We start from the raw sequence: 15,256 nt of genomic DNA on the forward strand, positions 1-15,256 counted from the left end.
GGACGTTATTCCAACCACGCAACACCCCGGGCACCGCCGGGTAATACGGTGCTCTTCCGCTGTTCGTTCACCGAATTACCCGACGGAGGCCATGCGTTGAGTTTCCGGAGAGATTGATTGCCTACGCTGACGTCACAGCTTGCCTCAATGCTTTGGGTTGTCGGTCAATTCAGCCGGAAGGGTAGTCGAGCGCGATGACGAACCAGCACCACCTTGAGACGCCCGTGGTCCAGCGGGGCCACCACGAGGCCATCGCGGTCGTCGGACTCTCCTGTCGTCTTCCGGGGGCGGGCAGCCCCGCCGGCTTCTGGGATCTGCTGCGCACCGGATCGGACGCCATCACCGAGGTGCCCGAGGGCCGTTGGCGGACCGCGACCGAGGATCCCGCCCCCGGGGAGACCGGGAACGCGATGCGCCGGGGCGGATTCCTCGACCGCGTGGACACCTTCGACGCCGCCTTCTTCGGCATCTCGCCCCGCGAGGCCGTCACCATGGACCCGCAGCAGAGGCTCGTGCTGGAACTGGCCTGGGAGGCGCTGGAGGACGCCGGAATCGTGCCGGCCGCGCTCCGTGACAGCCGTACCGCCGTCTTCGTCGGCACCCTGCGCGACGACTACGCCGCACTGCTCTACCAGCACGGCGCGCGGGCGATCACCCAGCACACCATGGCCGGGGTCAACCGGGGTGTCATCGCCAACCGGGTCTCCTACCACCTCGGTCTGCGCGGCCCCAGCCTGACCGTCGACTCCGCGCAGTCCTCCTCGCTCGTCGCCGTCCACCTCGCCTGCGAGTCCCTGCGTTCCGGGGAGTCCGAGGCGGCCGTCGTCGCCGGTGTCAACCTCAACATCCTCGCCGAGAGCGCGGTCACCGAGGAGCGGTTCGGTGGCCTGTCGCCGGACGGGACGTCCTACACCTTCGACGCCCGTGCCAATGGATTCGTACGCGGCGAGGGCGGCGGCGCCGTCATCCTCAAGCCGCTCGCCCGCGCCATCGAGGACGGCGACCGGGTCTACGGCGTGATCCGGGGCAGCGCGGTCAACAACGACGGCGCGACCCCCGGTCTGACCGTTCCCGGCCGCGCCTCCCAGGAGGGGCTGCTGCGCGAGGCGTACGAGAAGGCCGGTGTCGACCCGACGGCCGTCCAGTACGTGGAGCTGCACGGCACCGGCACGCCCGTGGGCGACCCGATCGAGGCCGCGGCGCTCGGCGCCGTCCTCGGCGCGGGCCGCGCCCCCGACCGGCCTCTGCGGGTCGGATCGGCGAAGACCAATGTCGGTCATCTCGAAGGGGCCGCCGGGATCGTCGGCCTCCTCAAGGCGGTGCTGGCACTCCACCACGGCAGGCTTCCCGCGAGCCTCAACTTCGCGACGGAGAGCCCGGACATCCCGCTGGCCCGGCTCGGCCTCACGGTCCAGACGGAGCTGTCCGACTGGCCGGAGCCAGGTCAACCGCTGCTGGCCGGTGTGTCCTCCTTCGGCATGGGCGGTACGAACGCGCATGTCGTTCTCTCCGGCCCGCCGGTACGCGAGCCCGAGCCCCGCCCCGGGCCGGAGGGGCCTTCCGCACTCACCCCCTGGGTGGTCTCCGGCCGTGGCGCCGCCGCTCTCCGCGCCCAGGCCGGCCGGCTGCGCACCGCCGTCGCCGCCGACCCGACGCTCGACCCGGTGGACGTGGGGCTGACCCTCGCGGCGCACCGTACGGTCTTCGACCACCGCGCCGTCGTCGTCGCCGACAGCCGGGGCGCGCTGCTGGACGGGCTCGCGGACCTGGCCGGAGGCGTCCCCTCGGCGGCCGTCGTCACCGGCACGGCACGGCCGGGAGGCGCCGCCCTGCTGTTCACCGGGCAGGGCGCCCAGCGCGTCGGGATGGGGCAGGAGCTGTACCGTACCCACCCGGTGTTCGCCCGCGCCTTCGACGAGGTGTGCGCTCATCTCGACCCGCTGCTCGACCGTCCGTTGAGCGAGGTCATCGCGTCCGGCGACGGACTGGACGGGACGGGCTTCACACAGCCGGCCCTCTTCGCCGTCGAGGTGGCCCTCCACCGCCTCGTCGCCTCGTGGGGCGTCGTCCCCGCGCAGGTGGCCGGACACTCCGTCGGGGAGATCGCCGCGGCCCATGTCGCGGGGGTCCTCTCGCTCGCGGACGCGGCGCGCCTGGTGGCGGCCCGGGGCCGGCTGATGCAGGCCCTCCCGGCCGGTGGCGTCATGGCCGCCGTACGGGCCACCGAGGACGAGGTGCTGCCGCTGCTCGCCGACGAGCCGCGCGCCGCGATCGCAGCGGTCAACGGGCCTCTCTCGACCGTCGTTTCAGGAGACGCCGACGCGGTCGACCGGATCACCACCCGCCTGTGCGCCCAGGGCAGAGGCGTCCGCAGACTGACGGTCTCGCACGCCTTCCACTCACCGCTGATGGACCCCATGCTGGACGACTTCCGCCGGGTCGTCGCCGGACTCACCTTCCACGAGCCGACCGTGCCGGCCGTCTCCACCGTGACCGGGCGGCCCGTCACGCCCGGACAGTGGTCGTCGCCCGAGTACTGGGTGGAGCAGGTGCGCCGCCCGGTGCGGTTCCTGGACGCCGTGCGCGCGCTGGAGACCGCGGGTGTCACGACGCTGCTGGAACTGGGCCCCGACGGCGTCTGCACGGCGATGGCCGTGGAATGCCTGCGCGACGGGGACACCACGGCGGCGGTGGCCGCGCTGCGGTCGGGACGGCCCGAGTCCCGGTCCCTGCTCACGGCCCTCGCCTCGGTCTTCGCCCGGGGGACGGACGTGGACTGGTCGGCTGTGTACGCGGGGGAGGGGGCCCGCAGGGTTCCGCTGCCCACGTACGCCTTCCAGCGCGAGCCGTACTGGGTCGCCGGCCCGGCGCGGGCCGCCGCCCTCCCCGCGAGCGACGCGGAAGAGGAGACCCGGGCGGAGATCCCGGCGGACGCCCCGGTGACTCCGGCCGCGGACACCACCGACCTCGTCGGACTCGTCACCGCGCGTATCGCCGCCGTACTGGAGTACTCCGCTGACCGTCGAGTCGAACTCCACACCAGCTTCAAGGAGTTGGGCTTCGACTCGCTGATGTCGGTGGAGCTGCGCAACGTGCTCTCCACCGCCATCGGAATGCGCCTGCCCAGCGGGCTCCTCTTCGACCACCCCACGCCCACCGAACTCATCGACCATTTGCGCACGCTGACCACGGGACCGGACGGCACCTCCGACGACGGCCCGTCCCCCGTCGAGGACGCGACCGGTGAGCCCATCGCCATCGTCGGCATGGCCTGCCGCTACCCCGGCGGGGTCGACTCGCCCGAGGACCTGTGGCGGCTGGTCGCCGAGGGGACCGACGCGATCTCCGGCTTCCCCGCCGACCGGGGCTGGGACGAGGAACTCTTCGACAGCGATCCGTCGAGCAGCGGCAGAAGCTCCGTACGCGAGGGCGGATTCCTGCATGACGCCGCCCGGTTCGACAACGGTCTCTTCGGGATCTCCCCGCGTGAGGCGCTGGCCATGGATCCCCAGCAGCGGCTGCTGCTGGAGACCGCGTGGGAGACGGTGGAGCGGGCCGGGCTGGACGCCGGCACGCTCCGGGGCAGCCGCACCGGAGTCTTCGTCGGCGCCACGGCGCTCGACTACGGACCGCGCATGCATGACGCGCCCGACAGTGTCGAGGGCTACGTACTGACCGGTACGACGCCGAGCGTGATGTCCGGCCGTATCGCCTATCAGCTCGGGCTCGTCGGCCCCGCGGTGACCGTGGACACGGCGTGCTCGTCCTCACTGACGGCCCTGCACATGGCGGTGCGGTCGCTGCGGTCCGGGGAGACCACGTTGGCACTCGCGGGCGGCGCCACCGTGATGTCGGCGCCTGGCATGTTCGTGGAGTTCTCCCGGCAGCGGGGTCTCGCGGCCGACGGGCGCTCGAAGTCCTTCGCGGCCGGCGCCGACGGCACCTCCTGGGCGGAAGGGGTCGGTCTGCTGCTCGTGGAACGGCTCTCGGACGCCCGCAGGAACGGCCACCCGGTACTCGCGGTGATCCGGGGAACCGCCGTCAACCAGGACGGGGCGAGCAACGGCCTCACCGCGCCCAGCGGTCCTTCCCAGCAGCGCGTCATCCGTCAGGCGCTGGCCGACGCCGGGCTCGGCCCGGCCGAGGTCGACGCGGTCGAGGCACACGGCACCGGAACCCGGCTCGGCGACCCCATCGAAGCCGAGTCGGTCATCGCCACCTATGGGCAGGACCGTGAACGGCCCCTGTTCTTGGGGTCGTTGAAGTCGAACATTGGTCATGCTCAGGCGGCGGCGGGGGTGGGGGGTGTGATCAAGATGGTGCAGGCGATGCGTCATGGTGTGCTGCCCAAGACTCTGCATGTCGATGAGCCGAGCACGAGCCGGAGAGCGAGCCCGCGGCCCCCGAGCCTCCCGGTCTCACGGCTCCGGCCCCCTGGCTGCTCACCGCGCAGGACGGACCGGCGCTGCGTGCCCAGGCCGCCCGGCTGCGGGACCACCTCGCCGACAGCGGCGCACACCCGGCGGACATCGGCCTCTCCCTCGCCACCACCAGGACCGCCCTCGACCAGCGGGCCGTGATCCTCGGCACCACCCGCGACACGTTCCTGACGGGACTCGACGCCCTGGCCCGGGGCGCCGACGCCCCGCGGCTCGTGACCGGAAGCGCCGCGGGAGCCGGCCGTACCGCGTTCCTGTTCACCGGGCAGGGAGCGCAGCGCGCCGGAATGGGCCGGGAACTCCACGCGTCGTCCCCGGTGTTCGCCGCCGCCCTCGACGAGGTCTGCGCGGCGCTCGATCCGCACCTCGAACGCCCGCTGCGCGATGTGCTGTTCGCCCCCGAACGAAGCGCGGACGGCGCGCTGCTGCACCGTACCGCGTACACCCAGCCGGCCCTGTTCGCCGTGGAGACCGCGCTGTTCCGGCTGCTGGCACACCACGGACTCACCCCCGCGCTCCTGGCCGGCCACTCGATCGGTGAGCTGACCGCCGCCCATGTGGCCGGTGTGCTCTCCCTGGACGACGCGGCGCTGCTGGTCGCGGCCCGGGGACGGCTCATGGAGTCCGCACGGACCGGTGGCGCGATGATCGCGATCGAGGCGACGGAGGACGAACTCGCCGATGATCTGGCGCGGTACGCGGGCCGGCTCTCCATCGCCGCCGTCAACGGCCCCACCGCGCTGGTGATCTCCGGCGACGAACAGGCGGCCGAGCTGGTGGCGGAGCGCCGGCGGGCACAGGGCCACCGGGTCCGTCGCCTCCAGGTCAGCCACGCCTTCCACTCACCGCACATGGACGAGATCCTGGACGAGTTCCGCGCCGTCGCCCGCGGGCTCACCTTCCACACTCCCGTGCTCCCGGTCGTCTCCACCGTCACCGGTGAGATCGCGGAGGCCGCCGCCCTCGCCTCCCCCGACTACTGGGCGGGGCAGATACGCGGGACCGTCCGTTTTCTGGACGCGGCCCGCACCCTGGAGCGGCAGGGCGCCACCGTCTTCGTGGAACTGGGCCCCGATGCCGTCCTGACCTCCCTCGTCCGTGACTCCCTCCCCGGCGACGCGGCGGCCGTGCCCCTCCTGCGGGCCGGACGGCCCGAGCAGGACACCCTCGCCCTGGGGCTCGCGACGGCCCTCACCCGGGGCGCGCCCCTCGACACCGCCTCGTTCTTTCCCGGCGCCCGCCGCACCGAACTGCCTACGTACGCCTTCCAGCGCGAGCACTACTGGCTCACCCCCGCCCCCGCCACCGACGCCAGAGGACTCGGTCTCGAATCCGCCGACCATCCGCTGCTGTCCACCGCCGTGGAGCTGGCCGGACGCGAGGAACTCGTCCTCACGGGCCGCCTCGGCATCGGCAGCCACCCCTGGCTGGCCGACCACGCCATCGACGGTACGGTCCTGGTGCCCGGCACCGCCTTCCTCGAACTCGCCCTGACGGCGGGCGGACACGTCGGCGCCGACCGGGTCGCGGAACTGACCCTGGAGACACCGCTCACGCTGCCCGAGAACGGCGCGGTCCGTGTCCAGGTCGTGGTGGACGCCCCCGACCCCTCCGGCGCGCGGGGCTTCGCCGTCCACGGCCGCCGCGACAGCGCGGCCGACGACCCCCGGCCCTGGACCCGCCACGCCTCCGGCATCCTGCGGGCCCAGGGAGCTCAGGCCCAGACCGCCGGGAACCCCCTGCCGTGGCCGCCCGAGGGCTCCACCGAGCAGCCGCTCGACGGGGTCTACGACCGGCTCGCGGAGCTGGGCTACCACTACGGCCCCGCCTTCCAGGGGCTCACGGGCATCCGGCGCGCGGGCGACGAGCTGTACGCCGAGGTGTCACTCCCCGCCGAACTCCACGCGGACGCGGCCCGCTTCGGGATCCATCCGGCCCTGCTCGACGCGGTTCTCCACCCCCTGGTGCTGCACGCCGCCGGGGCGGCGGGCGGCCCGTCCGACGGCTCGATCCGGCTGCCGTTCGCGTGGACCGACACCGTCCTGCACGCCACCGGGGCCACCGCCCTGCGGGTACGTATCTCTCCCACCGGCTCCGACACCTTCTCGCTGACCGCCGTCGACTCCTCCGGCCGGCTCGTCGTCGCCGTCGACTCCCTGCTTCTGCGGCCCGTGGCACGGGACCGGCTGGCCGGGGCCGAGAGCGCTTCCGACGCGCTGTACGGTGTGGAGTGGACGGCCGTCCCCGAACCCGCCACGGCCCCGCCCGCCCTCCGGATCACGGAGGCGCTCCACGGTGAACTGCCCGGCCTCGCGGACGAGTCGGCCGCCCCGGACATCGTCCTCGTACGCGTCGACCGGTTCCGTCCGGACGGCCCCGGGACGGACGGGCCGGCCGCCGCCCATGAGACGGCGGCGGACGCGCTCCGGCTGATCCAGCGGTTCCTCGCCGACGAACGCTACGACGGGGCGCGCCTGGTCTTCGTCACCCGGGGAGCCGTCGCGGCGGCGCCGGGGGAGAACGTCACCGCGCTGGCGAGCACGCCCGTGTGGGGTCTGGTCCGCGCGGCGCAGTCGGAGCACCCCGGCCGGATGGTCCTCGTGGACGTCGACGCGGACGTGGACGCGGAGCGTACGGAGCCGGACCCGGGCCTGCTCGCGGCCCTGTCCACCGGAGAGCCGCAACTTGCCCTGCGCGAGGGCCGGATGGCCGCGCCCCGGCTGGTGCGGGCGGCCCGGACCGCGACGGACACGCCCCCGGCCCTCGATCCCGCGGGCACCGTACTGATCACGGGCGGCACCGGCGGGCTCGGCGCGCTGTTCGCCCGGCATCTCGTGGTGACGCACGGGATACGGCGGCTGTCGCTGGTGAGCCGCCGGGGAGCCGACGCGCCGGGAGCCCGTGAACTGGTCGCCGAGCTGGCCGGGCTGGGCGCCGAGGCCACCGTCACCGCGTGCGATGTGACGGACCGCGCCGCGCTGGCCGAACTGGTGGGCGGCTTCACCCCGGACCACCCGCTGACCGCCGTCGTCCACACGGCGGGTGTCCTCGACGACGCCACTGTCGGCGCCCTGACCCCGGAGCGGCTGGCCGCCGTCCTACGGCCCAAGGTGGACGCGGCCTGGCATCTGCACGATCTCACCCGGGACATGGGCCTCACCGCCTTTGTGGTCTTCTCCTCCGTCTCGGGTCTCCTCGGCACCGCCGGGCAGGCCAACTACGCCGCGGGCAACTCCTATCTGGACGCCCTGGCCGCGCACCGCCGGGCCCAGGGGCTGCCCGGTCTCTCGCTCGCCTGGGGTCTGTGGGACGGCAGCCACGGCATGGGCGGCACGCTCGGCGAGGCCGATCTGACCCGGTGGAGCCGCACAGGCGTCAAGCCGCTCGCGCCGGAGCGGGGACTCGCCCTCTTCGACCGGGCACTGACCGAGGGATCCGCGCTGCTGGCCCCCGTGGAGCTGGATCTGCCGGCCCTGCGCGCCCTCTCCGACGAGCCGCCGTCCCTGCTGCGCACGCTCGGCCGGGCCCAGCGACTCCGGACGGCCGCACGCGCCATGGACACCGAGGGGCCCGGCTGGGCGCAGCGGACCGCCGCGCTCCCCGAGGACCGGCGCCGGGAGACCGTGGAGGAACTGGTGCGGGGCACCGTGGCCGCCATCCTCGGTCATGCCGACGCCACCGCGCTCGACCCGCGACGCGCCTTCAAAGAGATCGGCTTCGACTCCCTCGCCGGGGTGGAGCTGCGCAACCGGCTCACCACCACGACCGGACTGCGACTGCCCACCACGGTCGTCTTCGACCATCCATCGGCCCAGGCCGTGGCCGACCACATCCTCACCCGGATCTCCGACGCCGAACCGACGCCGGCCGTATCCACCGCGCGTCCCGCCACGGTGGCCACCGACGACCCGATCGCGATCGTCGGGATGGCGTGCCGCTATCCGGGCGGGGTCGCCTCGCCGGCGGATCTGTGGCGGCTGGTGCTCGACGGCACGGACGCGGTCAGCGAGTTCCCGGTCAACCGGGGCTGGGACCTCGACGCGCTGTACGACCCGGACCCCGAACGGACCGGCACGTCCTATGTACGCCACGGAGGGTTCCTCCACGAGGCGGACCTGTTCGACCGGGAGTTCTTCGGGATCCCGCCGCGCGAGGCGACCGCCATCGACCCGCAGCAGCGGCTGCTGCTGGAGACCGCCTGGGAGACGCTGGAGAGCGCCGGGCTGGACCCGGCCGAGCTGCGCGGCTCACGGACCGGCGTCTTCACCGGAGCCATGTACGACGACTACGCCTCCCGGCTCTCCGCGAGCCCCGAGGAGTACGAGGGCTTCCTGCTGGCGGGCAACCTCTCCAGTGTCGTGTCCGGCCGGCTGTCGTACACGTACGGGTTCGAGGGTCCCGCGGTGACGGTGGACACGGCGTGTTCGTCGTCGTTGGTGGCGCTGCATCTGGCGGCGAACGCGCTGTCGGCGGAGGCGGATGGTACCGGCTGGTCGGAAGGCGTGGGGCTGCTGCTGGTGGAGCGGCTGTCGGACGCGCGGGCCAAGGGGCATCGCGTGTTGGCGGTGCTGCGGGGCAGCGCGGTGAACCAGGACGGCGCCAGCAATGGCCTGACGGCGCCGAATGGTCCGGCTCAGGAACGGGTGATCCGGCAGGCGCTGGCGAGCGCGGGTCTGACGGCTGCCGATGTGGACGCGGTGGAGGCGCATGGCACGGGGACCCGGCTCGGCGATCCCATCGAGGCACAGGCGCTGCTGGCGACGTATGGGCAGGACCGTGAACAGCCTCTGCTCCTGGGGTCGTTGAAGTCGAATATCGGTCATGCTCAGGCGGCGGCGGGGGTGGGGGGTGTGATCAAGATGGTGCAGGCGATGCGTCATGGTGTGCTGCCCAAGACTCTGCATGTCGATGAGCCGGAGACAGCGGGCGATGAGCCGGACCCCGTACAGAAGCCCGCACTCACCGCCGTACCCGTGCTCGTCTCCGCCCGAGGCGAGGAGGCGTTGCGCGGACAGGCCGGACGGCTGCTGGCCCATGCCACCGCCCACCCGGAACTGACCCTCGCGGACCTCGGCGGCTCACTGGCCACCACCCGCGCGCTGCACGAGCACGCCGCGGCCGTCGTGGCCGGTGACCGCGACGAACTCCTCCACGGCCTGCGGGCCCTGGCCGAGGGAACCGTCTCACCCGCCGTCGTCCACGCAGGTCCCGTACGGCGCGGCAAGACGGCGTTCCTCCTCACTGGACAGGGCTCGCAGCGCCTGGGCATGGGACGCGAACTGCACGCCTCCTCACCGGTGTTCGCCGCTGCCTTCGACGAGGTCTGCGCCCACCTGGACCGCGCGCTCGACCGGCCCCTCACCCACGTGCTCTTCGCCCCCGAGGGATCCGCCGACTCGGCCCTGCTCGACCAGACGGCGTTCACCCAGGCCGCCCTCTTCGCACTGGAGACGGCGCTCTTCCGGCTCGCCGAACACCATGGCCTCACACCGGACTTCCTGCTCGGCCACTCCATCGGTGAGGTGAGCGCCGCGCATCTCGCCGGGGTGCTCGACCTGGCCGATGCCTGTGCCCTGGTCAGTGCGAGGGGAAGGCTGATGCAGGCCGCCAGGGAAGGCGGCGCCATGGCGGCGCTGGAGGCGGCGGAGGACGCCGTACGCGCCACCCTCGGCGAGTACGGCGACACGGTGACCGTCGCCGGGGTCAACGGCCCCCGTTCCACCGTGATCTCCGGCGACGAGACAGCGGTCGAGGCCGTGGCCGCGCTCTGGCGTGAGAAGGGCAGCCGCACCAAGCGACTGCCGGTCAGCCATGCCTTTCACTCGCCGCACATGGACGACGTCCTGGACGAGTTCCGTACCGTCGCCGAGGGCCTCACCTTCCATCCGCCGCGCATCCCGGTGGTCTCCAACGTCACCGGCCGGCTCGCCACCGCGGAGCAGCTCACCTCCCCCGCCTACTGGGCCGAGCACATCAGCCGGCCCGTCCGGTTCCTCGACGGCGTACGGTCGCTGGCGGCCGAAGGAGTCACCGACTGGCTGGAGCTGGGCCCGGACGGGGTGCTGACCGCGCTCGTCCAGGATTCCCTGACCAGTGACGCCGGCGCTCTCATCCCGGCCCTGCGCAGAGGCCGTCCGGAGGACCGTTCCTTCGCCTCCGCCCTCGGCCTGCTGGCCGCCCGGGGCGCCGGCGTACGGTGGAACACCGTCTTCCCCGGCGCCCGCGTGGTCGAGCTGCCCGGCTATGCCTTCCAGCGGCAGCGGTACTGGCTGGAGGACCCGGGGACCACGGGAGACGCCGCCGGACTGGGACTGACCGCCACCGGCCATCCGCTGCTCGGCGCGGCGGTCACCCTCGCCGGCCGTGACGAACACCTCGTCACCGGCCGGCTCTCACGCCACGCCCATCCCTGGCTGGCCGATCACACCGTCGGCGGTACGGTCCTGGTGCCCGGCACCGGCCTGCTGGAGCTGGCCCTGCGGGCCGGTGAGCAGATAGGCGCCCTCGGTGTGGACGAACTGACCCTGGCGGCGCCGCTGGTGCTGCCGGAGCGGGGCGCGGTCCAGGTGCAGGTGGTCGCGGGAGCCACCGACCAGGACGGTGGACGTCCCGTGCGGATCTACTCGCGGCCCGACACGGCCGTGGGCGAGGCCGAGGGCGAATGGGTCCTGCACGCCCAGGGCAGGCTGGCCACGGCCGGTGATACGACGCCCCCGGCGTCCACGGCCGACGGACTGCCGGTCTGGCCGCCGGCCGGCGCCACCGAGACCGATCTGACGGGGGCCTACGAGCGGCTGGCCGAGCGGCAGTACGCGTACGGTCCCGCGTTCCGGAACCTGCGCCGGCTGTGGACCGCGGACGGTGACCTCTACGCGGAGGTCGCCCTCGGCGAGGACCGGCGGTCCGAAGCGGGCCGGTTCGCGATCCATCCGGCCCTGCTCGACGCGGCACTCCATCCGCTGCTGCCCGGGGTGGCCGGGGACGAAGGACGCGATTGGCTGCCCTTCTCCTGGTCCGCCGTCTCCGTACGGGCCACCGGCGCGGCTGCCCTCCGCGTCCGGCTCGCCTTCACCGGCGGCGATCCCGACTCGCCGACGGTACGGCTGACCGTCGCCGACGACACCGGGGCACCGGTCGCCACCGTCGAGGCGCTGACCCTCAGGCCGCTGTCGGTCGAGGCGCTGCGCGCGGCGGCGGGCGGCGCCGGGGACGCGCTGCTCCGGGTCGACTGGACTCCTCTCCGCGACGGGCACACCGCCGGGGAGTCCGACGACTGGGCCGTGCTCGGTGAGACGGCGTTCGACGGGCTCGGGCTGCCCGGTGGCCCGGCGCGGTCCTACGCCGACGGCGAGGCCGTCGCCCGCGCTGTCGACGAGGGCGCCGAAGCCCCGTCCGTCCTGGTGATTCCCTGTGTGTCCGGGACGGCCGGCGGTGAGGTGCCCGAGAGGGTCCGGGCCGCCACGCACCGTGTGCTGGCGCAGGCGCGGTCGCTGCTCGGGGACGAACGGTTCGCCGCCACCCGGCTGGCCGTGGTGACCAGGGGCGCGGTCGCCGCGGTGCCGGGGGAGGAGGTGACCGATCTGGTCCACGCTCCGGTGTGGGGCATGCTGCGTTCCGCGCAGACCGAGCATCCCGGTCGCCTGATCCTCATCGACCTCGACGCCATCGACACCGACAGTGCCCACGACGGCGCCGACGCCGACGGGCCGGGCGGTCTGCTCGCGCGGGCTGTGCGGAGCGGTGAGCCCCAGGCGGCGCTGCGCGGCGGGGGCGTGCTTGTGCCCCGGCTGGCCCGTATCCGGCCCGGCGCCCCGCAGGCGCCCGACACGGCGGCGGAGACCACACCGCGATGGGACCACGGCACGGTTCTCATCACCGGTGCCACCGGCGCCCTGGGTGCGATCGCCGCCCGGCATCTGGTGGTCTCGCACGGGGCCAGGAGTCTGTTGCTGGTGAGCCGCCGGGGAGCCGACGCGCCGGGCGCCCGTGAACTGGTCGCCGAGCTTACCGGGTTGGGTGCGGACGTCACGGTCGCCGCGTGCGATGTGACCGACCGCGCCGCGCTGGCCGGGCTGTTGGGCCGCTTCTCTCCGGACGACCCGCTGACCGGCGTGGTGCATACGGCCGGTGTGCTGGACGATGTCCCCCTGGAGGGACTGACCCCGGACCGGCTGGACGCCGTCCTGCGGCCCAAGGTGGACGCGGCCTGGCATCTTCACGAGCTGACCCGGGACATGGGGCTCACCGCCTTCGTGCTGTACTCCTCCGTCGCCGGCCTGCTCGGCACGGCGGGGCAGGCCAACTACGCGGCAGGCAACACCTTCCTCGACGCCCTGGCCGCGCATCGCCGGGCCCAGGGACTGCCGGGCCTCTCGCTCGCCTGGGGACTGTGGGGGGAGACCGGCTCGCTCGCCGGCCATCTCGCCGACGCGGATCTGCGTCGGCTGGCGCGCTCCGGGCTGCTGCCCCTGGCGAGCGACGAGGCCATGGAACTGTTCGACGCCGCGTCCGCCACCGATGAACCGCTCCTCGCCGTCACCCGTCTGGACACCGCCGCCCTCCGGAGTTCCGGCACTGAAATCCCCCCGCTGCTGCGTGCTCTGGTGCCGACCGCTCCCCGGCGCGCGACGGTGGCCGCCGGCCAGGACAGCGGAAGCGGGCTCGCGGAGCGGCTCACCGCCCTGGCCCCGGCCGAACGCCTGCGCACACTCACCGATCTGGTGTGCGCTCGGGTGGCCGCCGTCCTCGGCCACGCGGACCAGGGCGCGATCGACCCCGAACGGGCCTTCCAGGAACTCGGCTTCGACTCGTTGACGGCGGTCGAACTCCGTAACCAGCTGGGAACGGCGACCGGCGTACGACTGCCCACCACGACCGTCTTCGACCACCCCACCCCAGCGGCGCTCGCCGAGCATCTGCTCGGGCAGCTCGTCACGGACGCCGTACCCGGCGTACCCGTCCTGGCCGAGCTGTCCCGGCTCAAGTCCGCGATCGAGCAGTCCGCTTCGGACACCGAGGCGTACCACCGCATCACAGCCCAACTGCGGGAACTCCTCGACGCCGCGGATCTGGCGAGCGGCGGCACGGGGGCCGGGAGCGGAGACGAGGCCGGCAACGAGGCCGACCTCGACTCCGCCTCCGACGAGGAGCTGTTCGCCCTCGTCGACGAACTCGACTGAGCACACCCCGCTGTTCCGGCGCGACCGAGGCCATCGAACACACTGCATCTGGGAGTTGAGAACCATGGCGGACGAGGTGAAGCTGCGCGATTACCTCAAGAAGGCCATCGCGGATGCCCGCGACGCGCGCAAGAAGCTGCGTGAGGTGGAGGACCGGCAGCGTGAGCCGATCGCGATCGTCGGGATGGCATGCCGCTATCCGGGCGGGGTCGCCTCGCCGGAGGATCTGTGGCGGCTGGTGAGCGAGGGCACGGACGCGGTCGGTGAGTTCCCGGCCGACCGGGGCTGGGACATCGGGGCACTGTACGAACCCGACCCCGACGCCGGGCGGACCGGCACCTCGTACAGCCGTGAGGGCGGCTTCCTCCATGAGGCGGACCTGTTCGACCCGGAGTTCTTCGGGATGTCCCCGCGCGAGGCCATCGCGGTCGACCCGCAGCAGCGGCTGCTGCTGGAGACCGCGTGGGAGACGCTGGAGAGCGCCGGGCTGGACCCTGCGGAGCTGCGCGGCTCGCGGACCGGTGTCTTCACCGGGGTGATGTACAACGACTACGGCTCGCGCCCCCATCTGCCCCCGGAGGACTTCGAGGGCTATCTCTTCAGCGGCAGCGCGGGGAGTGTCGCTTCCGGGCGGCTGTCGTACACGTACGGGTTCGAGGGTCCCGCGGTGACGGTGGACACGGCGTGTTCGTCGTCGTTGGTGGCGCTGCATCTGGCGGCGAACGCGCTGGGTACGGGCTGGTCGGAAGGCGTGGGGCTGCTGCTGGTGGAGCGCTTGTCGGACGCGCGGGCCAGGGGGCACCGAGTGCTGGCGGTGCTGCGGGGCAGTGCGGTCAATCAGGATGGTGCGAGTAATGGTCTGACGGCGCCGAATGGTCCGGCTCAGGAACGGGTGATCCGGCAGGCGTTGGTGAGTGCCGGTCTTGAGGCGGCTGATGTCGATGCGGTGGAGGCGCATGGGACGGGGACGCGTCTGGGTGATCCGATCGAGGCGCAGGCGTTGCTGGCGACGTACGGGCAGGATCGTGAACGGCCCCTGTTCTTGGGGTCGTTGAAGTCGAATATCGGTCATGCTCAGGCGGCGGCGGGGGTGGGGGGTGTGATCAAGATGGTGCAGGCGATGCGTCATGGTGTGCTGCCGAAGACCCTGCATGTCGATGAGCCGTCACCGTTTGTGGACTGGGAGTCGGGCGCGGTCGAGCTCTTGACGGAGCGGACCGACTGGCCTGATCCGGGCCGACCCCGCCGCGCCGCCGTCTCCTCCTTCGGCTTCGGCGGCACCAACGCCCACGTCATCATCGAAGAGGCCGCGCCGGAGGCGCTGCCCGGGGACGGGCCGGGATCCGAGGACTCCCCCGAGGGGACTCCCGGGGACGGCGAGCCGCCGCTTACCTGCGTGGTGCCCTGGCTGCTCTCGGGCCGTACACCGGAGGCGCTGGCCGGCCAGGCACGGAAACTGCTCGCGGTTGCCGAGACCGACGAGGCGCTCTCCGCCGCGGATGTGGCGTACTCCCTCGCGACCTCGCGCGCCCGCTTCGGCCACGGCGCCGCGGTGGTCGGTGTGGATCGTGGTGAGTTGTTGTCGGGTTTGCGGGCGTTGGTCGGTGGTGTGTCTGGTTTGGGTGTGTCTGGTGTGGG

3 protein-coding genes are annotated in these 15,256 nt (G+C 73.2%); all 3 read left to right on the forward strand.

Features of this window, described 5'->3' with window-relative positions; genetic code table 11:
* Window positions 1-194: 194 nt before the first annotated feature.
* Window positions 195-4,580 carry a type I polyketide synthase gene (locus tag IF11_RS42090; RefSeq protein WP_244888235.1) on the forward strand — a complete coding sequence of 1,462 codons (4,386 nt, stop codon included), beginning with the start codon at window positions 195-197 and terminating at the stop codon, window positions 4,578-4,580.
* Window positions 4,577-13,618, forward strand: coding sequence for a type I polyketide synthase (locus tag IF11_RS36655; RefSeq protein ID WP_244888236.1), 9,042 nt, complete (start codon window positions 4,577-4,579; stop codon window positions 13,616-13,618). Before IF11_RS42090 ends, IF11_RS36655 begins: the two co-directional genes overlap by 4 nt.
* A gap of 64 nt (window positions 13,619-13,682) precedes the next feature.
* Window positions 13,683-15,256: type I polyketide synthase (locus IF11_RS0115525; protein ID WP_037727799.1), on the forward strand; the 1,574-nt coding region annotated here is incomplete at its 3' end.

The sequence above is a fragment of the Streptomyces scopuliridis RB72 genome (genome assembly GCF_000718095.1).
In the GTDB taxonomy this organism is placed as follows: Bacteria; Actinomycetota; Actinomycetes; order Streptomycetales; family Streptomycetaceae; genus Streptomyces; species Streptomyces scopuliridis.